General features: G+C 30.3%; 16 protein-coding genes. 13 read left to right on the top strand and 3 right to left on the bottom strand.

The window, feature by feature from the left end:
• Positions 1-5: 5 nt before the first annotated feature.
• The 5 genes from bsdtw1_RS19395 (at position 6) to bsdtw1_RS19375 (ending at position 9425) form a co-directional block, all read left to right on the top strand.
• On the top strand, positions 6-1256 hold the full coding sequence (locus bsdtw1_RS19395) for a glycosyltransferase family 2 protein (RefSeq protein WP_183279164.1): 1251 nt from the start codon (positions 6-8) through the stop codon (positions 1254-1256).
• Positions 1257-1369: 113 nt separating this feature from the next.
• Positions 1370-3526 carry a cellulose biosynthesis cyclic di-GMP-binding regulatory protein BcsB gene (locus bsdtw1_RS19390; protein ID WP_183279163.1) on the top strand — a complete coding sequence of 719 codons (2157 nt, stop codon included), beginning with the start codon at positions 1370-1372 and terminating at the stop codon, positions 3524-3526.
• Between the two features lie 214 nt (positions 3527-3740).
• The gene (locus tag bsdtw1_RS19385; RefSeq protein WP_183279162.1) at positions 3741-3908 is read left to right on the top strand and encodes a zinc-ribbon domain-containing protein; all 168 of its coding nucleotides are present in this window, start codon (positions 3741-3743) and stop codon (positions 3906-3908) included.
• A gap of 446 nt (positions 3909-4354) precedes the next feature.
• The gene (locus tag bsdtw1_RS19380; protein WP_183279161.1) at positions 4355-7738 is read left to right on the top strand and encodes an ATP-binding protein; all 3384 of its coding nucleotides are present in this window, start codon (positions 4355-4357) and stop codon (positions 7736-7738) included.
• A 238-nt stretch (positions 7739-7976) separates the two neighbouring features.
• Entirely contained in the window at positions 7977-9425 is a 1449-nt protein-coding gene (locus bsdtw1_RS19375; RefSeq protein WP_183279160.1) for a DEAD/DEAH box helicase, read from the top strand.
• Between the two features lie 145 nt (positions 9426-9570).
• Here the strand turns inward: bsdtw1_RS19375 and bsdtw1_RS19370 are convergent, their stop codons facing one another.
• The gene (locus tag bsdtw1_RS19370; protein ID WP_183279159.1) at positions 9571-11577 is read right to left on the bottom strand and encodes a sigma 54-interacting transcriptional regulator; all 2007 of its coding nucleotides are present in this window, start codon (positions 11575-11577) and stop codon (positions 9571-9573) included.
• A 431-nt stretch (positions 11578-12008) separates the two neighbouring features.
• Between bsdtw1_RS19370 and ptsP the strand changes: the two genes are divergently transcribed.
• The 8 genes from ptsP to bsdtw1_RS19330 all read left to right on the top strand — a co-directional run bounded on the left by ptsP (position 12009) and on the right by bsdtw1_RS19330 (position 21701).
• Positions 12009-13625, top strand: a complete 1617-nt coding sequence (gene ptsP, locus bsdtw1_RS19365; protein ID WP_183279158.1) for a phosphoenolpyruvate--protein phosphotransferase — start codon at positions 12009-12011, stop codon at positions 13623-13625.
• A 426-nt stretch (positions 13626-14051) separates the two neighbouring features.
• Complete coding sequence (locus tag bsdtw1_RS19360; protein ID WP_183279157.1) at positions 14052-15212, top strand: MFS transporter; 1161 nt, start codon at positions 14052-14054, stop codon at positions 15210-15212.
• Positions 15213-15412: 200 nt separating this feature from the next.
• Entirely contained in the window at positions 15413-15985 is a 573-nt protein-coding gene (locus tag bsdtw1_RS19355) for an RNA polymerase sigma factor (RefSeq protein WP_183279156.1), read from the top strand.
• Positions 15975-17408: a DUF4652 domain-containing protein gene (locus bsdtw1_RS19350; RefSeq protein ID WP_183279155.1), complete on the top strand. Its 1434-nt coding sequence runs from the start codon at positions 15975-15977 to the stop codon at positions 17406-17408. The genes bsdtw1_RS19355 and bsdtw1_RS19350 overlap by 11 nt, the downstream gene beginning before the upstream one ends.
• 400 nt (positions 17409-17808) lie before the next feature.
• Positions 17809-19101: a tol-pal system YbgF family protein gene (locus tag bsdtw1_RS19345; RefSeq protein WP_183279154.1), complete on the top strand. Its 1293-nt coding sequence runs from the start codon at positions 17809-17811 to the stop codon at positions 19099-19101.
• 32 nt (positions 19102-19133) lie between these two features.
• Complete coding sequence (gene iadA / locus bsdtw1_RS19340) at positions 19134-20309, top strand: beta-aspartyl-peptidase (RefSeq protein WP_183279153.1); 1176 nt, start codon at positions 19134-19136, stop codon at positions 20307-20309.
• A gap of 84 nt (positions 20310-20393) precedes the next feature.
• Positions 20394-20708: a thioredoxin gene (trxA, locus tag bsdtw1_RS19335; RefSeq protein WP_183279152.1), complete on the top strand. Its 315-nt coding sequence runs from the start codon at positions 20394-20396 to the stop codon at positions 20706-20708.
• Between the two features lie 129 nt (positions 20709-20837).
• A complete protein-coding gene (locus bsdtw1_RS19330) occupies positions 20838-21701 on the top strand; it encodes an NAD(P)/FAD-dependent oxidoreductase (protein ID WP_183279151.1) in 864 nt (287 codons plus the stop codon).
• A 9-nt stretch (positions 21702-21710) separates the two neighbouring features.
• Here bsdtw1_RS19330 and bsdtw1_RS19325 read toward each other — a convergent pair whose 3' ends face one another.
• Together bsdtw1_RS19325 and bsdtw1_RS19320 are read right to left on the bottom strand one after the other, a co-directional pair.
• Entirely contained in the window at positions 21711-22331 is a 621-nt protein-coding gene (locus tag bsdtw1_RS19325; protein ID WP_244638193.1) for a cell wall hydrolase, read from the bottom strand.
• Positions 22332-22397: 66 nt separating this feature from the next.
• Positions 22398-23357, bottom strand: coding sequence for a hypothetical protein (locus bsdtw1_RS19320; protein ID WP_183279150.1), 960 nt, complete (start codon positions 23355-23357; stop codon positions 22398-22400).
• Positions 23358-23386 lie beyond the last annotated feature (29 nt).

Below are 23386 nucleotides of genomic sequence, written 5' to 3'. Positions count from 1 at the left end.
AATTAATGACTGTATTTGATTATGCTCTTATATATTCACTTTCTGTAATTTGGATAGTTATATTTATAAACATTGTGTTAGTAATTGGTGGTTACAGATACTATTTAAGAACTTTGGAGCTGAAGATGAAGAGGGAACTAGATTATTACCCTTATATCTCTATTATAGTTCCAGCTCATAACGAAAGTAAGGTTATAGAGAAAACAGTAAAAGCTTTGATGAATTTTGAGTATCCTATAGACAGATATGAAATTATAATAATAAATGATAATTCCAGCGACAACTCAGCAGAACTACTAAAGTCAATACAATTAAAAAATCCTAGTAATAATTTAATCGTTATAAACACTGATAAGACAAATGGTGGGAAAGGGAAATCTAATGCGCTAAATATTGGATTTCAAAGAAGTATAGGAGAATACATAGTTATATATGATGCTGATAATACCCCAGAGAAGACAGCGTTAAGATATTTAGTGGAGACCATAGAGCAGTCAGAAGAATTTGGAGCAGTCATAGGTAAATTTAGATGTAGAAATAAAAATAGAAATTTACTAACTAGATTTATAAACATTGAGACTATAACCTTTCAATGGATGGCACAGGCTGGCAGATGGCAGTTGTTTAATTTGTGCACTATTCCTGGCACTAATTTTATAATAAGAAGAAAAATAATAAAGGATATGGGCGGATGGGATACGAAAGCAGTGACAGAAGACACAGAGATAAGCTTTAGACTTTACAGAATGGGATATAAGATAAAGTTTATACCTCTTTCTGTAACTTGGGAACAGGAACCCGAAACACTAAGAGTATGGATAAAGCAGAGAACAAGGTGGGCAAAAGGAAATACATATGTAGTAATTAAAAATATAAGATATTTATTTAGCAAAAATGCAGGTGCAACTAGATTTGATATATTTTATTATGTAATGATATATTTCTTTTTTTTATCATCTGTTATATTGTCTGATGGATTGTTTATCTTAGGTTTTACAGGTGCAGTAAGTTTACATATTAGTGGGTATAGTGTGGTGCTATGGGTAATGGCTTATTCAGCTTTTGTTCTATCCATATTAGTAGCTGTATCAACAGAAAAGAGCGAATTAAATATAAAAAATTTTTTTGTAATATTACTTATGTATTTTACTTACTGCAAGTTGTGGACCGTAGTAGCTGCACTTGGTTTTTATAATTATTTAAAAGATACCGTACTAAAAAGAGAAGTTAAGTGGTATAAGACAGAGAGATTTTAGTAAGGTGAAAGCTTGAGTTATAAAGCTTCAAATAGAATAAGAATTATAGATTTTTTCTATAAGTTGAAAGGTGACTGTAAGACTATAAACTCTATATCAATGGAGGTGCAGTAATGAACTTAGGATGGTTTTATAAAAAGTTGAGTTTTTTAATTGCTTTGATTTTTATAGTAATATGTGCTCAAAGTCCAATTAATAAAATGCCTAGTGTATATGCTGCTGAAAATCAGTTGGTGGACTATACAAATATTGCTAATGAGCCTAATAGTGATAATATAAAAAGAGTTGATATAGGAAATGATGTTGTTCTTAAAGGAACTTTTGCAAGTCACAATATGTATTTCGATATAAATAAATGGTGGGATGTTCAAAGCATAGATACAAATTTATTTTTAAGTATAAATCAGATTGTAGATCAAGAGAAAAATGCATCAATTACATGTTTACTAAACGGTGTACCTTTTTATTCAAGCAAAATTAGTTACAATCCAGAAATGGAGGATCAGAACTTTAAAATTAATATACCTAAAAAGTTAATAAAGGTAGGTGGAAATGAGTTTGTTATTCAAGCTTATTGCAGAGTTTCAGATAAGCCTTGTGATGATGATGTAAATAATGCTAACTGGATGACCTTATCAAGTAAATCTAATATATTGATTAATTTTAAAGAGAAGGGTATAAGTGATAGCATTGATCAGTTTCCATATCCGTTTTTCAGGGTAAATGAAAATAAAGTCTCTAATTGTATTATATTAGTTCCGGATGAATATACAGATACTGATATGACAGCAGCATTAATGTTGTCAACATATTTTGGAGGACTAAGTACAAGTGGAGACTACAGGATAGACATAAATAAGTATTCTGAAAATGTTGATAAAGCAGATAAGGATATAATATATATAGGAAGTTATAACAACATACCAAACGAAATTAGAAATGTTTATGATCAAAAACAGAATTTTGATTATAAAAATGCTGCATTAATAAAAAAGGCTAGATCACCTTTCTCAAAAAATGATCTTCGGAAAAGCTTAATAATTATTTCTGATGATGATAATCTAAAATTGAAGGCTGTAACAGCTCTCATGAATAATAGCTTAATAAGTCAAATTTACTCAGATACTTTTAAAATAGACACCAATACCAAAGTTGAATTCAACAATGAAAGTATGAAAAGCAATATTACTTTTAGTGATCTTGGTATAGGGAATATAATTATTAAGGGTCCTTTTAGAAGAAGTAGTACTATATCCTATTCACTGCCTAAAAATAGGGCACTTAGCAATGGATCAAAGATTTCTCTTTTTACGAAGTATTCAGAGAATCTTGATTTTTCTAAGTCATTGCTTACTGTTTTTGTAAATGGAACTCCTATAGGAAGTAAAAAACTTGATAAAACAAAGGCTAACGGAGATACTGTCGAACTAAATATACCAAGTAACATAAGTAAAACAAATTACATAGAGATAAATATAGTTTTTGATTTAGAACTTGAAGATTACTACTGTGAACAGAGACAGATGGAAATGCCTTGGGCAGTAGTCAATGATATATCCACTTTATACTTGCCGACAAAAGAAGTATCGACCTATAAATTTGAAACATATCCAAGTCCATATTTAGTTAATAACAAATTTAATAATACAGCATTAGTAGTACCTGATAATCTATCTTTAAATGAAATAAGATCCTTGTCGTATATGTTCTCATACATAGGAAATGGAACAAGTTTAAGTGGTGGTATTTTTAAAGTAGTTAGGGCTAGTAAGTTTAATGATCAATATAAAAATATGAACTTAATATTATATGGTACTGCTCAAGATAACCCAATAATTAAACAAATAAATGAAAATCTATGGTTTAAATATAACACTGAGTATAATAAAATTTTATCAAATGAAAAGTTGTTTTTAGAAGATGAATATGCCAGTAATATAGCTACTTTTCAATTTGATATATCACCATTTAATAAGCAGTGCTCACTTTTAGTACTAACATCACCAAGCAGGAATATACTAACTGAATCACTTTTATACTTATCTTCTGCTAAGCTGTCACCAAAGCTAATAGGAGATAGTGCTATTATTGATAAGTTTGGGAACTTAAGAACCTTTAGGTTTAAGAAGGATATTAGCGAACCTGGATACGAAAAAATAAGGAATTTAGATATTGAGTCAAAAAACTTTATAATCTTTTTTAGTTTATTTATGATATTTATAATTACAGCTATAAGTTTATATTTTATTAAAAATAGAAAGAGAAAATAAAATATAATTACATTTATATGAACTGGATAAAATGGAATTTATTGTTGAATAAAAAACTTGCTTAATATTTCTATGTATGCTATACTGTATTCGTTGTGATAAATTTTTGTCGCAAACACAAAGATTTAATTAATATGATTGAACATTACCTTTTTAGGCGTATAGTAATCTATTTTTAAATCTTAATATATGAATAAAAAGGAGAAATGTTCAAATGGCAGATAAGACTTTAGTTTGCAAAGATTGTTCAAAAGAATTTGTTTTCACAGAAGGAGAACAAGCATTCTACAAAGAAAAAGGATTCGAAAACGAACCACAAAGATGTCCAGATTGTAGAAGAGCAAGAAAGCAACAAAACAACAACAGAGGATTCAGAAGATAATAATTGACTGAATATAGGCTATCTAGAAGATTTAGTTCTTTTAGGTAGCTTTTTTATTCTTTAGCAATTTATAACTCAATGAGATCTGTTCATAATTATGCGAGCACATTTAAGTAATAATATAAGTTAAAGAATAAAAAAAGAAGAATATGTCGCCTGCCAAATTTTCCTCATATGCATTCGGAAAGGCAGATGCGCAAAAAATCACTGAAGAAAGTCGCTTCAGCGATTTTTTACTGTTTAGGAAAGCATAAAATTTCTATGTCGGTTAAACCTAGATATTCGATGGTTTTAAAAGTTTTTTATGGCTATACAGTAAAAAATAAAACTTATTTGCCTGGATAAAAAATAAGATATATTTACTTTAGATATGTGTTGAAAAGTGGTAAAGTTGTATGTGGAATGTACTAAGAATATAATTATAAATTTATGGTGGGGAGTTTTTAATGAAATATTTTAAGTCGCAAAAGTTAAAATTATTAATTATGCTTTCTATTACATTATTAGTTTTTGGATTTTTAATTGTAGATAGTATAAACGTAAATAAAGGTGGAAACAAATTTCCTCAAGCGAATTCAGGAGTAATTGATTTTACACATTGGAACTTCAAGAATAATGGAATGATAAATTTAAATGGCCAATGGGAATTTTATAAAGATAAATTAATTAGTCCAGAAGAGTTTGAAATAGCGCTTATTAATAGCAATAAGCAGTATTCAACAGTGCCTGGTATATTTGCGACACAAGGCTATGGAACATATAGATTGAAAGTATTAGTTAATAATCCAAATGACATATATTCTATTAAGATAGATTATATCCAAAGTGCGTATAAGCTTTGGGTTAATGACAGTTTAGTGATGAGTAACGGAGTAGTGGGAAGTAGTAAGGAGGCAATGACTCCGCAGCTTCTCCCTAAGATGGGAACATTTAGTCCAAATAGTAAAGAATTTTACATAACATTGCAGGTAAGTAATTATTATAGTGAACTTGGGTTTATAGACAATATAGTTATGGGAGATAATCAAGCCGTAAGTAGCTACAGAGATAAAAAGCTAGCTTTTGACTTGTTTATTCTAGGAAGTACTTTTATTGCGGCATTGTATAATCTAGGGGTCTATGTTAAGAGAAGAAAAGATAAGGCTCCATTATATTTTGCTATAGTATGTTTATTCATTGCGATAAGGACTATGTTTATTGGAGAAAGATTTTTTATTATGCTTTTTCCTGGCTTTAGTTACCAGGTTGCAGTGAAAATAATGGTACTTACCTTTTATGTGTACATCCCCTTTATTGTTTTATTTATAAATAAGTGTTATGGAGAAATACTGCTAAAGGATCTAGTCAAGATCTCTACGGTTACTGCAGTCTTATATACATTTATAGCAGTTGTAAGCCCTATAAAATACTATCTGCAGTATATAATACCCTTTGAGGGGTTTGCACTGGGTATGCTTTTGTATATGATGTATAAGATATCGAAAACTCATATTTCCAGTGGTCAGCCTGACTATATTGCCTTAGTTGGATTGTTTGCATTATTTATATCAAGAGTTAATGATATATTATATGAATATAGCATTATTATATCAACTTCCTTAGCTCCTCTTGGAACTCTAGTATTTATTATAGCTAATTATTATGTACTAGCTGGTAGACAATCAAATGCCTACAATAATCTAGAGGTAGCTAGAGAAAAACTTGAATCTATAAATAAGCTAAAGGATGATTTTTTGGCTGTAACATCTCATGAGCTTAAGACACCAATCAGTGGAATAGTAGGGTTATCTGAAAGCTTGATTAATAAGCATATATTAAATGCTGAAGATCAAAGCAGTATTAATTTGATTAACTTAAGTGTTAAGAGGCTAGCAAATCTTGTGGAAGACATGATGTTGTTTTCTAGATTAAAGAATAACAATATTAAACTTCACAAAAAGCCAATAAAAATAAATAGGATGGTAGATAATGTAATAAGGTTTTTAGAGACATCAGTTGGGAAAAAAGAAATAAAGATAATTAATTTGATAGATAAAGATGTACCTTACATAGTTGCTGATGAAAATAGGATTCAGCAAATATTATATAATTTGATTTCTAATAGCATTAAATTCACACATACAGGTAATATAGTTGTATCGTACGTATGTAACGAAGATTATATAGAAGTTTCTGTAGAGGATCAAGGGATTGGTATTCCTAAGGATAAGCTACAAGATATATTTAAGATTTACGAGCAAGTTGAAGGGATTTCATCCAATTATGGAGGAACAGGGATTGGGTTATATATAACAAAACAACTTGTAGAATTACATAAAGGTAGTATAAAGGCATCTTCAGATTTCGGTAAAGGGAGTAAGTTTACATTTTCAATTCCATTAGCAACTGGGGACATAATTCCTAGTGGTGTAGATGAGTTAAACAACGATTTTGCCTATGAAGTGGCTTACGACGAATTAGAAAATAATAAAAATGACTATAATTATGGACACGTAGAAGAAAAAGCTTCTAATACTCCGTATATAAATAACATGGGACATTCATATAAGATTTTAGTAGTTGATGATGAGTATATCAATCAAAAGGTGTTAGAGAATTATTTAAGTGAAATTTCAGAGGATATTTTGATAGCCTCAAGTGGAAAAGAAGCATTAGATATATTGGAATTAAATGAAGATATAGATTTGATTATTCTAGATATGATGATGCCGGACCTCTTAGGATATGAGGTTTCAGAAAATATAAGGAAGAAAAAGAATATATTTGAGTTACCAATACTTATTATGACTGCTGATAGAAGAATAGAAAGTTTAATCTCATCCTTTGAGTGCGGTGCTAATGATTATTTAAACAAACCTTTTGATAAGAATGAATTGTTAGCTAGAGTAACTACTTTGTTAACACTTAAGAGTAAGGTAAAAGAAGCTCTAAGCTTATCGAATCAAGTTATAGCTGCGAATAAGGAAGTAAAGTCGTTAAGTGAGCAAAATGTTGAAAATAATAAAAAAGTTGAAGCCCTTATGGAATATGATAAGATAAAGACTGAATTTTTTACAAATATATCCCATGAATTAAAGACTCCGCTAAATGTAATTTCTAGTACTATACAATTATTAGAGTCCTTGGATAGAAATAAGCAATTAGGGGATGAGAAAATAAAGTATTATTTCAAGATTATGAATCAAAACTCATTAAGACTTCTAAGGCTTATAAATAACCTTATAGATACTACCAAAATTGATGGTGGATATATAGGTTTAAATCTTAAAAATGACAATATAGTTTATGTTGTTGAAGAGATATGCCAATCTGTAACAGAGTATGGTAATGCAAAAAAAATTGAAATTATCTTTGATACAGATATTGAGGAGAAGATAATGGCTTTTGATGAGGAAAAGATAGAGAGAATTATATTAAATATTCTTTCAAATGCCATTAAATTCACAAAAGAAGGCGGAAGTATATTTATAAATATATATGATAAAGATGATAATGTAGAGATTTCTGTCAAGGATACAGGAATAGGAATTCCAAGAGAGCTGACAGAATATATATTTGAGCGTTTTGCACAAATAGATAAGTCTATAACAAGACAAAATGAAGGTAGTGGAATAGGGTTAGCTCTAGTAAAATCTTTGGTAGAAATGCATGAAGGTACCATAAGAGTAGTCAGTGAAGTAGGACTCGGCAGCGAGTTTATTATAAATCTTCCAGTGCGAATTATCCAAGGGGAGGATGTAAACTCTATAGCATATAAACAAATCAGGGAAGAATCTAAGTTAAAGTATGATAAAAGTTTATCTATTGAGTTTTCTGATATATATTTATGATAAAAGTTAGGCAAGTAAATAATTTGATTTTTGATTCATACATTGGTTGATTAATATATCTTTAGAGATATCACATAGTTATAAAACTTATATTGCTTTATTGATAAGTTGATGGATGAATTGCAAATGTATAAAGTTAGAGTGAAATAAAGAAATTAGGTTAGAAGCTATGTATATATAGTGATACAGTAGGAAAATTTATAAGAAAGTACTTAACAAACAAAGAGGTTAATAACATATGAATAATTTAAGTTTTGAAGAATTAAATTTAAGTGGACAAATTTTGGAGGCAGTGCATAAGCTAGGGTACAGAAATCCATCAAAGGTACAACAGCAAGTTATACCTAAAGCTATGGAGAATAAGGATATAATAGTAAAGTCACAAACAGGAAGTGGTAAAACTGCTTCGTTTGCTATACCTTTATGTGAAAGTATAGATATAGAAGAAAGAGATCCCCAGGCTTTAGTGCTAACACCTACTAGAGAGCTTTGTGTTCAAGTAAAAGATGAAATAGCCAATATAGGAAGACTTAAAAGAGTAAGAGCTGCGGCTGTGTTTGGAAAACAACCTTTTAGTGATCAAGTTAGGGAGTTGAAGCAGAGGACGCACATAGTGGTTGGTACACCAGGGAGAACGCTAGATCATATAGAAAGAGGAAGCATAGTATTAGACAAAATCAAGTATCTTGTTATTGATGAAGCTGATGAAATGCTTAATATGGGATTTATAGATCAAGTAGAAGATGTGATAAAGAAACTTCCTAAAAACAGAGTTACAATGCTTTTTTCTGCAACTATTTCAGAAGAAATAGATAAGTTATGTGGGAAACATATGAAGGATCCAATGAAGATTGAGGTGAATCCAGAGAGAATCACCACTGAAAGGATCAAACATATTTGTTACAAGGTAGGGTATGAATACAAATTTAATCTATTAAAAGATATATTGATATTAGAAAATATTGATAGCTCTATTATATTTTGCAGCACAAAGGAAAATGTAGATGAGGTAAGCAGTAAGTTGAATGCTCAAGGTTTTCCTTGCGATAAACTTCACGGTGGTATGATGCAAAAAGATAGATTAGATGTAATGAATGCATTTAAAAGAGGTAAATTTAGAATTTTAGTAGCTACTGATGTTGCTGCTAGAGGGATAGATGTTCAAGATGTTAGTCATATAATAAACTATGATATTCCTATGGAAAAAGAAAGTTATGTGCATAGAACTGGTAGAACAGGAAGAGCTGGTAAGCAAGGGAAAGCGATAACTTTTGTAAATAATTATGATAATAGATTCTTATTGCAAATTGAAGAGTATTTAGGGTTTAATCTTGAAAGAGAAGAGATTCCAAGCAAAGATTTAGTTATTAGTTTGAAAAAAGATTTCTTGGATAAACTAAATACAAAGCCTGTGCTGAAAAAAGATAAGAGTAGTGAACTTAATAAACAAGTATATAAGATTTATATCAATGCAGGAAAAAAGAAAAAGATAAGACCAGGAGATATTGTTGGTGCAATCCTTAGTGTAGAGGGATTAACTAGTGATGACATAGGCATTATTGATATTCAAGACGGATTTTCTTATATTGATATACTTAATGGAAAAGGAAGTAAGGTTCTAGATGGGCTTAACACTGACATTACTATTAAGGGGAAGTCGGTTAAAGCACAAAGAGCTAAGAAATAGAATTTTATATAATTATGTTACTAACTGATTAATGAAATACTTAGTATATAATAAAGACCTCGCATAGATGTAGGATTAAAATCCTCTATAAGCGGGGTCTTTGATTATTTAGATGAATAAATAAGGTGCGTGCATTTTTAGTAACCTACTCTTTAGTTATCAGATTGTACTTCTGACATTTTAAGGCTATAGTCCTATGGGTAAGTCCTAAGGCTTTTCCAGCCTTGTTATAGCTCTTATATTTATCCATAGCAGCTTTTATTATTTGTTTTTCATATTCTTCAAAAGGCAGTAAATCATCTACATCAAGATTTATAGGTGACTTGTTGCTGATGGAAGATTTCTTTAGGAAAGAAGGAAGATCTATTTCTCTAATATATTCATCATTACATAGATTCATAGCCCTCTCAATTATGTTTTCTAATTCTCTTATGTTTCCTGGCCACGAGTAATCTTGTAATAAAAGTATGCATTCTTTACTTATGCCTTTGATATTTATATTTAATTTTTCATTTATCTTCGTTATAAAGTGTTCAACTAAAAGACCTATATCTTCTTTTCTGTCTCTTAGAGGTGGAAGATTAATAGGAAGTACGTTGAGTCTGTAATATAAATCTTCTCTAAAGTCATTGTTGGATATCATTTCTTCAAGGTTTCTATTGGTGGCAGCTATAACTCTAACATCTATTTTTTGAGGAGATAAACCACCAAGGCTTTCAATCTCTCGTTCTTGAAGAACTCTTAAGAGTTTAACTTGCATTGTAATAGGCATATCGCCTATTTCATCAAGGAAGATAGTTCCTTGGTCTGCTATAGCGAATTTACCAGGTTTGCTTTTTACAGCGCCTGTGAAAGCTCCTTTTTCATAACCAAATAATTCGCTTTCTAATAAATTTTCAGGTATTGCAGCGCAGTTCACTCTTATAAAAGGCTTGTTTTTTCTGTCGCTATTACTATGTATAGCTTTAGCTATTAACTCTTTTCCAGTTCCGCTTTCTCCTCTAATAAGAACAGTTGAAGTACTTTTAGAAGCCATTTCGCATATGTGTAATATATCTTTGAGGGTACCGGATGAACCTATAATATCCTTAAAGGATGATTCTAAATAAGTATGTTTCTTTAACTCTTCCTTATAATAGTTTAATTCCTCCTCAGAACGTTTTAATTTTCCCATAAGCTCTTTGATTTCATTTATTGGTTTTGAAGTGGAGATTATCCCTTTAAAATCTCCATCAATGAATATAGGATCCAAAGTAGTTATTATTTCTATATTTTCTTTGTTATGAATCATATTCTCTATCTTTTTTCTTTCGTTGAAAGCCTTCACCCTATATCCGTTTGGAGAAAGTGTGAAAATATCCTTTCCTATTACATTTTGAGACGATGTTGGAAAGTGTTCTCTGTAAGCAGGATTGATATAACTTACCTTGCCATATTCATCAACAAAGCAAATCATGTCATGAGAAGCTGATAGTATTTTGCTAAACTTTTCATTTAGCTCTTTCATTCCAACAAGATCGGAAACATCTTGAAAAACTCCAACAGCACCAATTACGGTATCATTAGTAAAGATAGGACTACGATTTACCATTGTGGTCTTATTGTTTATATGTTGAATTTGTCCGAATTGTTTTATCTCTCTCTCAATAATTTGAGGAAGTTCACTAGTTGGGATAATGTCATTGACGTTTTTGCCTATTACTTGTTCATATTTCATTTCTATTATATTTAAAGCATAGTCATTAATACTTATAATGTTGTAGTTCATATCAATAACAATAATTCCAATTGGTACATTTTCTAGGATCTGATCATTAGCAATTTTACTTTCTTCTATAAAAACATCTATTGGATTCATTAGAGTAGAACCTTGATTTATATGAGTTTCTATATAGTCTAAAAGTTCTTGGACTGCTACTATACCAGTAGGGGTTTCTTCTTTGCATCCTATAAGAACTGTTTCGTTAGAATGTACTCTTAAAGATAAGAGTGCTAACATGCTAATTCCTAGCCAATCGGTATATTCACTTTTCTTTATATATAAATTGATATTAAGCCTTGACTTTATCTGCGAGGCTTTATTTACTATCATAGCAGCAAATCTTGTATGTAATCCATTTGGGTCTTTTATAAATATTTCTTTTGAGTACATAGTGCACCTCCATATTACCTTGATAAAATTTATCAAGGTATTTAGATGTTGATAAAAAATATCAATACATATTATATCATATATTTTAAGGGTTTGTAATAGAATATATTAGTAAGCGAGGAGGTAGGTTGATAAAAATTATCAAGAGTTAAGTAATTAACTTTAGGAGAATAATCATATTAATTATTTGTAACAATAAATATTGTGCAAATTTTGTCATTATAATCATAAGAATGACAAATATTATTACATTAAATGGGTTAAAATGCAAAAACTATTATTAAAATAGAGTGAATCAGAAGTTGGCATGATAATTGCTAATAAAATTAAAGGCTAGAAACATAAAATTTAGATATTTATTGTTTAAGGTCTATTTATTTAGTTATATGGAATAATAGTTTATTCGTTTATTTATAAGGAGGAGTAACATAATGAAAAAAGGTATTGCAGCTTCAAAAGGTTATGCAATAGGTAAAGTATTTATACAAGAACATGAAGAGATAGTAATAAGTGACGTAAAGATAAATGATATACAAGCAGAAAAAGAATTACTTCAAAGAGCATTAGCTTCTTCAAAGGAACAATTAGAAAAGATAAAAGCAAAAGCTGTTGAATCAATGGGAGAAGAAAAGGCTGAAGTTTTTGAAGCTCACATTACATTATTAGATGACCCAGAATTTACTGGAGCTATGGAACTTGAAATAGAAAATAATAGTGTTAATGCTATGAAGGCTGTTGATGGAGTAACTAACACTTTTGTTATGATCTTCGAATCAATGGAAGATGCATATATGAGAGAAAGAGCCGCAGACATTAAGGACGTTTCTAAGAGAATAATAGCTAATATAGCTGGTAAAGTTGATAGCTTTGAAATAACTGAAGAAAATACTATAGTTGTTGCTCATGATTTAACTCCATCAGACACAGCTCAACTTGATAGAAGCAAGGTAGTTGCTTTCTTAACTAATATTGGTGGAAGAACGTCTCACTCTGCAATAATGGCAAGAACACTTGAAATTCCTGCTGTTGTTGGATTAAAGGATATAACTACATCAGTAAAAAATGGGGATTTCGTAATAGTTGATGGTATTGAAGGAACTGTTATAGTAAACCCAGCTGAAGCTGTAGTTGAAGAATATAAAGCTAAGAGAGAAAAGTTTGTAGCTGAGCAAGAAGAATTAAAGAAGCTTATAAGCGTAAAGACAGTTACAAAGTCAGGTAAGAGAGTAGAAGTTTGTGGAAACATAGGTAAGCCAGAAGATGTACACCAAGTTTTAGCTAACGGTGGAGACGGAGTTGGTCTTTTCAGAACAGAATTCTTATACATGGATAGAGATAGTGCTCCAACAGAAGAAGAACAATTTGAAAGCTACAAATATGTTCTTGAAAAGATGGAAGGAAAGCAAGTTGTTATAAGAACTCTTGATATCGGAGGAGATAAAACACTTCCATATCTTCCATTACCAGAAGAAATGAATCCATTCTTAGGATACAGAGCGATAAGACTTTGCTTAGATAAAAAAGAACTATTTAAAGTTCAGTTAAGAGCATTACTTAGAGCATCAATATACGGAAATCTTTGTGTAATGTTCCCAATGATTTCAGGCTTAGAAGAATTCGTTCAAGCTAAAGAAGTTGTTGATGAATGTAAGGCTGAATTAAAAGCAGAAGGTAAGGAATACTCAGAAACAACTCAATGGGGTATCATGGTTGAAATCCCTGCAGCAGCAGTTTATGCTGATGAGTTAGCTAAGCACGTTGATTTCTTCTCAATAGGAACAAACGACTTAATTCAATATACTTTAGCTGCAGACAGAATGAGTGAAAAGGTATCTTACCTATACAACCCAATGCACCCAGCTGTACTTAGACTTATAAAGATGACAATAGATGGAGCACACAAGCATGGTAAGTGGGTTGGAATGTGCGGAGAAATGGCTGGAGATGAAGCAGCAATTCCAACACTTGTAGAATATGGATTAGATGAATTCTCAATGAGTGCTAGTTCAATATTAAATGCTAAGAAAATAATAATAGAACAAGAATAATTCTTAAATTAAGTTAATATAGGGTATTATCAGTTCATAAGACAGTATAACTAACCCTAATAGTTATTGCTGAATAAAGTTTCATTTTTAAACCCTATAAAGATGAAAGTAATATGTACTTTTGAAGTATATTATAAAAGCTGATAGTACTCATAAGAAAATACAACTTATCCCTAAATACAAATACTTAGAATAAGGCTTTTGCATTTGCAAAAGCCTTATTCTTTTTTTACTGTATAGAAAAGTATAAAGTTTTCATAATATTTTATAAAGATTATATCAATAAATTTGATAATTCTATGAATAATTTTCTTTCTATGAAAATCAATTTACATTTAAATAATTGGATAGTACGATATAAGAGATTTGTACGGACAGTAGTGATGCTTTTAATAATGTAGGGGTATGGGGGGATGGAGTTATATTATGGCAAAAAGTGAAGTGGTTAAGTTTAAAGAAGTTCAAGTATTAGTAAACATATGGAGTTGCATATATAACTTATTTATATTAGTATATTTGAAATCTAAGGGGCTAGATAATGTAGAGGTTGGCATAATAAATGCCATTAATATAATTGCCGGCACTGGAGGACAACTCTTTTTAGGGTATCTTTGTGATTTAAAAGGTACAATAAAAAAGTTTATGATTCCTATGCTTGGTATTTTGCTAATACTTTCTCTTTTTATAAGCTTTTCTAATGGAGCTATTTTGATAATAGTCATAGCAGTTCTTGCTTTTGTACAGGCACCGGTTGTGATGTTAATGACAACTTGGGCTATCAATAGTTCTAAGGAAACAAGGAAGGAATTTGGTGGAATAAGAGCCTATGCAGCTTTAGGATATGCATTCGCATCTTTGATAACTGGGAAATTATTTGAGATTATTGGCCTTTCTAACATGTTTTTCTTTTATGCCTTTTTTATGCTTGTAACGTTAATAAGTACAAAAGGGATTAATGATATAAAAATAGAGAAAAATAAGAAAAGGTCAAATCCTATTCTACTATTTAAAAATACCGAGTTTATGTTGATTATGATTATTTCGGCAGTATATGCATTAGTGCTAAATGTTATGGGATTTAGTGCTTTACTTATGATAGATTTAGGTGGAACTACTACTCATGTAGGGATTTCAGCATTTATTGCAGCCCTTGTAGAGGCCCCGGTTTATTTTGGAGCACAAAAATTGATGCGAAATAGAAAAAAGAGTTCTTTATTGATATTTGCGATGTTTGCATATATTGTTAGATTTGTTTTTATGTATTTTGCAACATCATATATTCAACTAATACTGTTATCTTTTACTCAAATAATAACATACGGAATTTTCGAGATAGTAAGTAAATATATGACTAGTGAAGCAGTTCCTATGGAACAGCAAAATACGGCTTACAGTATAATAGGTGGGGTTAGTTCAATATTAGCTGGAATATATTCATCCATTGCAGGGATGATGATAGATAAATTTACTCTTAGAGTTATACCTTTAAGTGGAGTGATTTTTTCTGTTTCAGTTCTTAGCTTGATATTTATTTATGCAAAGTTATATGATAGAGATAAAAAACTGGAACGCGAGTACAGTGTATAATGTTCTAGATTTCGTATATAGTTTGATTTTTAGAGAATATGTTTATACTTCTTAATAAACGTATTCTCTATTTTTTACTGGTAGGAAAATTATAAAATAAATTTGGAGAAAATGAACTAATATATTGAATTATCCGTATATAAGGTGAAATATATAAGTTGGTGGATTATACTGAAACAAGTATGGTAGGGGTGAGAGATTTGAATGAGGACATAGAACTAGTGAGTGAAGTGCTTAATGGAAATATAGATAGCTTTAATATTTTAGTAAATAAATATGAGTTAATAGTCTTAAGATTTGTTTATTCAATAACAAAAGATAAAGAAGCCTCGGAGGATATAGCTCAAGAAACATTTATTACTGCCTATAATAAGCTATATCTATATGATAAAAAATATAAATTTTCAAATTGGCTACTTCAAATAAGCAAAAATAAAGCGATTGATTTTATAAGGAAATTTAAACGGGTATATGAAGCGAACATAGAAGATGCCAAGGATGTAAGATCTAAGGAAGCTTCACCACAAGAGCAGTTGGAATTTGTAGATTTAAAAAAAGAAGTAACAACATTTATTCAGTCTTTAGAAGAAGTTGATAAGCAAATTATTCTACTTAGATATAGTGGAGAGAGAACATTTTTTGATATCTCTCAGATACTCTCAATAAGTGAATCTACAGTTAAAAGGAAGTATTATAGGCTGAGAGAGAAGTTCAAAAACTCTCTATATTATAATAAAACATTCGAGCAAGGAGGTGCTAGCAATGAATTGTGATAGCTTTGGTAAAAAACTAGATTTGTATGTAGAGAATCAATTACAGAAAGAAATGAAGAAGTTAATGGATGAGCATGTTATAGAATGCGAAAGCTGTAGAAAGCTTTATGAGGAAGAAAAAGAACTTGACGATATACTCAGCAAATCACTAAGTTTTGAAGATGTAGACTTTAAAAGCTCGAGAGTTGAAATAATAAATTCTATAGATAAAAATAGATATAAAAAAGGTTATAAAAATAATATAAAGTATCATTTTATAAAGAATAGAAGTAGATATGCAATTGCAGCCTCTTTTGTAGTTATGATTACAAGTATAGCTTTTCTAAAAACTCGCACCAACTTTTTTACAATAGGAAGTAAGAGTGAAAAAGCTGTAGCTATGGAGAAGGAAGATAAATCCTTAAGTATTATTGCGCAGGATGAGAAAACAGGTGCAGCTAAGGATGGGGCAAAAGCTAATAGTGTAGCTTTATATGATGTTGCTGGTACAAATAATATATCAAACATATTATTTAATATGAGTGAAAATTACTCAGCTATAAATTTAGTTAAAACAAGTGAGGAGAATCTTAAGGATGCTCTTTCAAAAGGGAAGTCAAAAGTTAAGGATTCACCAAGCGGAAAATATCAAGCATATATAGCTGGAAAGGGATCTAATTTAGATAAAGAAGGAACTGGTATTGTTGTAATAAAAGATAATACATCGAATTCTACAAAATATTATAATGTGAGTGCAGTGGATGCAAAAGATAGATCTCCACTATATTTAGAATGGTATGATGATAATACCCTATTAATAGTTGTTGGCCTACCAAATGGTAAAGCAACTGAAGGTGGAAGTGTATATGCTGTTGATGTTAATAGGGGAAATACAGTATTGGTTTATGGGGCAAATACACCGTTAGTGCAGGTAAAATCAATAACCGCAAGTTCAGATAAAATTCAGTTGACATTAACAAAATATAGTGATGATAATATGAACTCATATAGCACCGTTAGAAAGACCGTTAATTTTACCATCAAGCAGTCTAGTGAGCTATTTAATGAATTAGCGGACTCAAAAGAAAAGCATGAAGATTATATGGCCTTGGAGAATTATAATAAGCTATTAAATGGAGAGAGTACCTTGGATAATGCGAATATATTGGCTGGTGGTCTTAAAATAGATGATTTAATAAGTGGGAAATCTGGTATTGCAGCTGATTCTACCCATATTGAAAGAATAGTTACCATAAGTGATGATGAGTTTAACAAATATATTAAAAGTTTTGGGTTAAGTAGTGTCAAAGTTTATGGTGTAGAATCATTAACTGAAGATAAGAAGAATAGTTTATATCAAATGGTTGTTTTAGGTAAAGAAAGTGAAACAGCGCCTTGGAAGATATACTATGCATATATATTACCACAAGGGCATGTCAACTAATATCTATAATAAGTTTAAGTATTGAATTATAAATTTATATTTCAAAAATAAAGAAATTATAGATGGCACTATGAGTATTTATGAATATTCATAGTGCTTTTTAAAGTCTATTATTACTGTAATTTAAAATATATATTCTAAAATATTATGGTGGTTGATATGTATTGGATCTAAATGAGTATATAACATGAATATATTTCTTTATAAAAAGCTTTAATGATATAATTATACTTGGAATTATTTTATATTAAGGTCTAAGTAGTGAGTGTATTCCATGTAGATTGAAAAGGATTCGGAAATTACATATTCAACTAAGTTAGTAGTATATATAATTCATAAAAACGTAAATATAACATAAAGGCAGTATATAGGCATCTTATATACATAAGGAAGGTAACTTATGAAGGATTGGAAGAAACAATATGATAAATCAATACATTTATTTCAAAATGGAGAAATAGATAAAGCATTAATAATATGTGAAAAGCTTATATCTGAAAATCTTAAAAATACTTCTGCATTAAATCTCAAAGGATTACTTTTATATATCAAGGGGGATTTAAAGTCAGCAGAGGCTGCTTGGAAGATAAATAAAGATTTCAATGATGATGGAATATCGAAAGGGTATTTAAAGGATATACAAAAAGATTGGGAAAGACTGTCTCTATATGAACAAGCGTTAAAAGATATAAAAGGAATGTACATAAATGATGCTGAGAAAAAACTAGGTATTTGTAGTGAGAGCGATTTTAATAAGATAAATGTTAACAATGCCATAGCTTTTTGTTTTATAAAAAGAGGAGAGTATGAAAAAGCTAAGGAATGTATCGATATTGTGAGGGGTATAGATAAGAATAACAAGGTTGCTTTAGATAACTATAAGGTTATAAAAGAGTTTTCAGACGGGCATAAGCCAAATATAAACTTTAAGCTAATAATAATACCATTGGTAATATGTTTTGTAGGTCTTATATCATATTTACTTTATAAGCCTGTTAGTCAGTACATAAGCAAAGCTAGAACAAATTATATAGCTTCGAAGTCTACTAAAAAAAGTGAGACTAATCCTACGGATAAAATTAATACAAATCAGGCTACTACTAATAATACCAAACAACAAGTTCCTAACAACAGTACAACTGATAAAAACGCACAAAATAGTAATCAGGAAGTAGCTAAATTTCCATTAGATCAGGTAAAAGCAGCTATCAATGATAAGGATTATAATAAGTTATATACCATAATAACTTCTTTTGATAAAGATAAGTTAGGTGTTAATGATAAGATTGCTTATAACAGTGGTGAGCAGTTGTTAATAAATGGTGGCGTGGCTAGCTTTTATGATGCGGGAAGAAGTTATTTCAGTGCAAAGGATTTTGCAAAAGCTAAAGTTGAATTTGAAAAGGCAAGCAAGTTTTCTAAAGATAATTATTTAAATCCTCATATTATATATATGCTTGGTACAACAAATGAGAAATTAGAAGATTATGAGAAATCTTTAGTATATTATGATCAGTATGTAAATAGTTATTATAGTGGGGACTATACAGCTGAATGTCTCTATAAGCTCGCAACTATAAATAATAATAGTGATAAAACTAAGGCTAAGCAATATGCAGAAAAAATGTCAAAGGATTTTAGCAAATCTATGTACTATAATTCAACAATTAAAGACATACTAAATACTCAGTAGATTATGTGTATTTTTTAGATAGGAGGCATATTATGATAACTGTTATAAAGAATATTGATGTTTATACACCTGAACATTTGGGAATAAAGGACGTAGTAATTGTTGGAGACAAGATTGAGGGAATTTACGACAGCATAAATGTACCTAATAATTTTATTGATATATCAGTGATAGATGGAAATAAAAAAATCTTAGTACCAGGGCTAATTGATTGTCATGTACATATAATGGGTGGAGGGGGCGAAGGCGGATTTAGAACTAGAACTCCAGAATTGCCTTTTAGTGAGCTTGTTAATGCAGGTATTACCACTGTAGTGGGATGTATTGGAACAGATGACATATGTAGAAACATGGTATCACTTTTGGCTAAAGCACATGCTTTAGAAGAAGAAGGTATAACTACATACTGCTATACAGGATCATATCAAATACCTGCAAAAACTGTAACTGAAAATATAAAAGGAGACCTAATGCTGTTGGATAAGGTCATAGGAGTTGGTGAGGTAGCTATATCAGACCACAGAAGTTCACAACCAACTTATGATGAATTTGCAAATGTCGTTGCAGAGGCCAGGGTTGGTGGATTATTATCAGGAAAAGCTGGAATTGTTAACATACATCTTGGTGACGGGGCTAAGAGATTGGATTATTTGTTTGAATTAATAGAGAATACTGAAATTCCCCCAGATCAGATGTTACCTACTCATGTGAATAGAAATGGTGAATTATTCGATATCAGTCTAAAATATGTGCAGAAAGGTGGATTTATTGATCTCACTACTAGCTTTGATCCTAACTGTTTAGAAGAAGGTGAATTGCGTGCAAGTAGAGGCTTAAAACTTGCCTTACAAGCTGGAATACCAGAAGAGCATATAACCTTTTCTTCAGATGGTAATGGAAGTATGCCTATGTTTAACGAAAGGAAAGAGATGATAGGTATGGGGATATGCAAAGTTAATTCTTTATATGAAGAAGTAAAATATGCTGTTCTAGAAGAAAATATACCTATTGAAAAAGCAATAAAAGTCATAACATCAAATGTGGCAGATATATTAAAGTTAACTACTAAAGGAAGAATAGAATCCGGGAAGGATGCTGATTTAGTTTTATTAGATAGAGAAGGACTTGAGATAGATACTGTAATTGCTAAAGGGAAAGTGTTAATGGATAAAAAGAATATCATTGTAAAAGGAACATTTGAAAAATAAGTGCATATGTTTGACTTTTTATCATGAGGATATATAATATAATTATAAATACCTATTGGGGGTATATAATTAGGAGGAACTTTTATGGTTAAGCATGTGGAAGAAAAGGATTTTAATGAAATTGTATTAGAAAGCAATAAATTAGTATTAGTAGATTTTTGGGCTACATGGTGTGGTCCGTGCAAGATGATTGCTCCTATTTTAGAACAACTTTCTGAAGAAATGACAGAGGTAACATTTGTTAAAGTAGATGTAGACAACAATCCTGGATTAGCAGATAAGTACGATATATCAAGTATACCAACAATAATACTCTTTAAAGGCGGAAATCAAGTGGATAAACTTACTGGATTTAGACCTAAAAATGACTTGGTAAATATAATCAACAGAAATTTATAATAGAGTATTAGATTACAAAAAATTAATATATGCTTTTTCAAAAATTCTGTTTTCTGAGGATTCTTGTGGCATCAATTAGTTAGTTGTTTAGGCCATAGAGATGTAGAAGTTTTCAAGGGAGAGTAAAGTATGGGTAGATATGATATTGCCATTATAGGAACAGGTGCAGCTGGCCTTTCTGCTGCAATAAACGCTAAAATTAGAAATAAAAACGTAATAATCTTTGGAACTAAAGAACTTAGCTCTAAATTATCTAAAGCTCCAAAAATAAATAATTATTTAGGATTTCACGATATAACAGGAAATGAATTAAAGGCAAACTTTCAAAGTCATATAGAAGCAATGGGAATTAGCATTACAGAAGAAAAAGTGAATAGTGTTTATGCAATGGGAGATTACTTTGCTTTAATGGTAAATGAAAAGATGTATGAAGCGAAATCAATCATACTTGCAACTGGAGTTGAATATACAAAACCTTTACTTGGGGAAGAGAGATTATTAGGTAAAGGTGTAGGCTATTGTGCTACATGTGATGCACCACTTTACAAGGGGAAGATAGTTAGTATAATTGGATATAATAAAGAGGCTGAAGAAGAAGCTAATTATGTTAGTGAACTTGCAGCTAAGGTATATTATATACCTATGTACAAAGGAGAATATGCTCTTAAAGATAATATAGAAATATTAAATAAGAAGCCTCTAGAAATAGTTGGTGATAAAAAAGTAGAAAAGATATTATTTGATCAAGGTGAATTGATTACTGATGGGGTATTTGTTCTTAAAGATAGTATTTCACCCTCACAACTTGTACCAGGATTAGATGTGTCGGAAAATCATATATTAGTAAACAGGTTAATGCAAACAAACATTGATGGATGCTTTGCAGCTGGTGATTGTGTTGGAAAGCCGTACCAATATATTAAGGCAGCAGGAGAAGGTCAAGTTGCAGCTCTAAGTGCAGTAACTTATCTTGATTCAAAAAATAAGAGATGATCTCATCTCTTATTTTTTTGTTTGAAAAAACACATGCTTTCCAATAGTTTTCATATTCTTTTTATCAATTTGTTTCATCCAACTACAAGTTGATGTTTGAGGGTTGTAAAAAAATAATGCGTTACTGGTAGGGTCCTTGCCTTTAATTGCATCCATAACAGCATCACGACATTCGTTGTCAGGAGTTACAGAAATCTTTCCATCTCTCACGCATGAAAAGGCGTTTTTCTGTTTTATAACACCTTCAACTGAGTTTGGGAAGCTAGGATTTGTAACTCTGTTAAGTATAACTGATGCAACTGCCACTTTTCCTTCGTATGGTTCCCCGTGACTTTCTGCAAATACTACCTGAGACATCAAGTAAATATCATCATCTGTTAAATAAAGATGATGATTTTGATAGTTAAAAACCTCTACTACTGATTCCTTTTCATGGTATAATTCGCTAGATTCATTCGATATTCCTCTTCCATAAAACTTTATATTATTTTCTTTTATATCCTTACTCATGATAATCTTAGGGCCATCGTTTATAGGAGAATAATTTACTAATTCATTTGCAAATACACTAACGCTGTCAAAGGTTAAAAAGATAAAAAGGAAGAAAATACAGCATTTAAGTTTATTCATAAAAAACCTCCTTTGGTTTTTACCCTCTCAGCATATTGTATCCAAAGGCATATTTTTCATACATATTTAATTTTTAGATTTGTAATCATCATAACTTTTATTGAAATTTTCATATGATGAATTCATATCATCATACTTTGAAAAAGCATCTTTAAGCTTTTCGGCTTGATTGTTTTGTGATTTTAGTGCCTCAGATAAAGTAGAAATATAAGTATCATATGAATTTAAAGTTTCCTCAAAATCTGAAAAACATTCAACTCCATCTGAAGGAACTGAAATTTCATATAAGGAAGTTTTTAATTTTTCTAACTGAACAATTTTATTTTCCACATCACTTTCTATGCCTGATAGAGAGCGATTTTCATCCTGAGCTCTAGTTACTGCTGCACTTAGATCTTCTTTTAAAGGATAAAAATTTTTAATACAGTTATCAAATGCGATTAAAAAGTCGTTTTTTTGGCTAGTCTTTATATCAGAGTCTCTATTTAATTTTACTAATTGATTTACATAACTAGATACACTAGAAAAAAAGTTCGAGAAGCTTGAACTAAGATTTACACTCACTCCATTACTTTTACATAGCTTGTAATATTTAATACAATCCTCTTCATATTTAGTTAGGTTTTGAAGAGAGGCTTGTATATCTTTTGAAGAAGGATTTTTCATTATATTCAACGTTTGCTCATAGAGTTTCATATTATTATTCAATCCCAAAGTTAAGTTATCATATGTATTCTTATACTTTGCTGATGGCTTTATTTGCTCAAGTTTGTTTTTTTCTTTTAACAGCTTGGACAAATTATCTGTAAGAGTACTTACGGCCAGTTCAGTATCCATGGATGAAGAAACAATTGGTTTTTTTAAATTTTCGTTTATACTCATGATAGTAGAACTTATATCTGCTAATTGCTTGCGTTCTGGATAAAGAAAATTATTAACGAAAAAATAAACTGATATAGCAATTATTAAAATTGCTCCAGCAGAAATAATTATATGTTTATTGTATTTTTTTAGTATTTCAATCATTTAAGGTACCTCCTCATTTTTTCATATGA

The organism is Clostridium fungisolvens (assembly GCF_014193895.1).
GTDB classification, from domain to species: domain Bacteria; phylum Bacillota; class Clostridia; order Clostridiales; family Clostridiaceae; genus Clostridium_AR; species Clostridium_AR fungisolvens.
The sequence above is the reverse complement of the archived record's forward strand: the minus strand, read 5'-3'. Positions and strand labels throughout refer to the sequence as shown.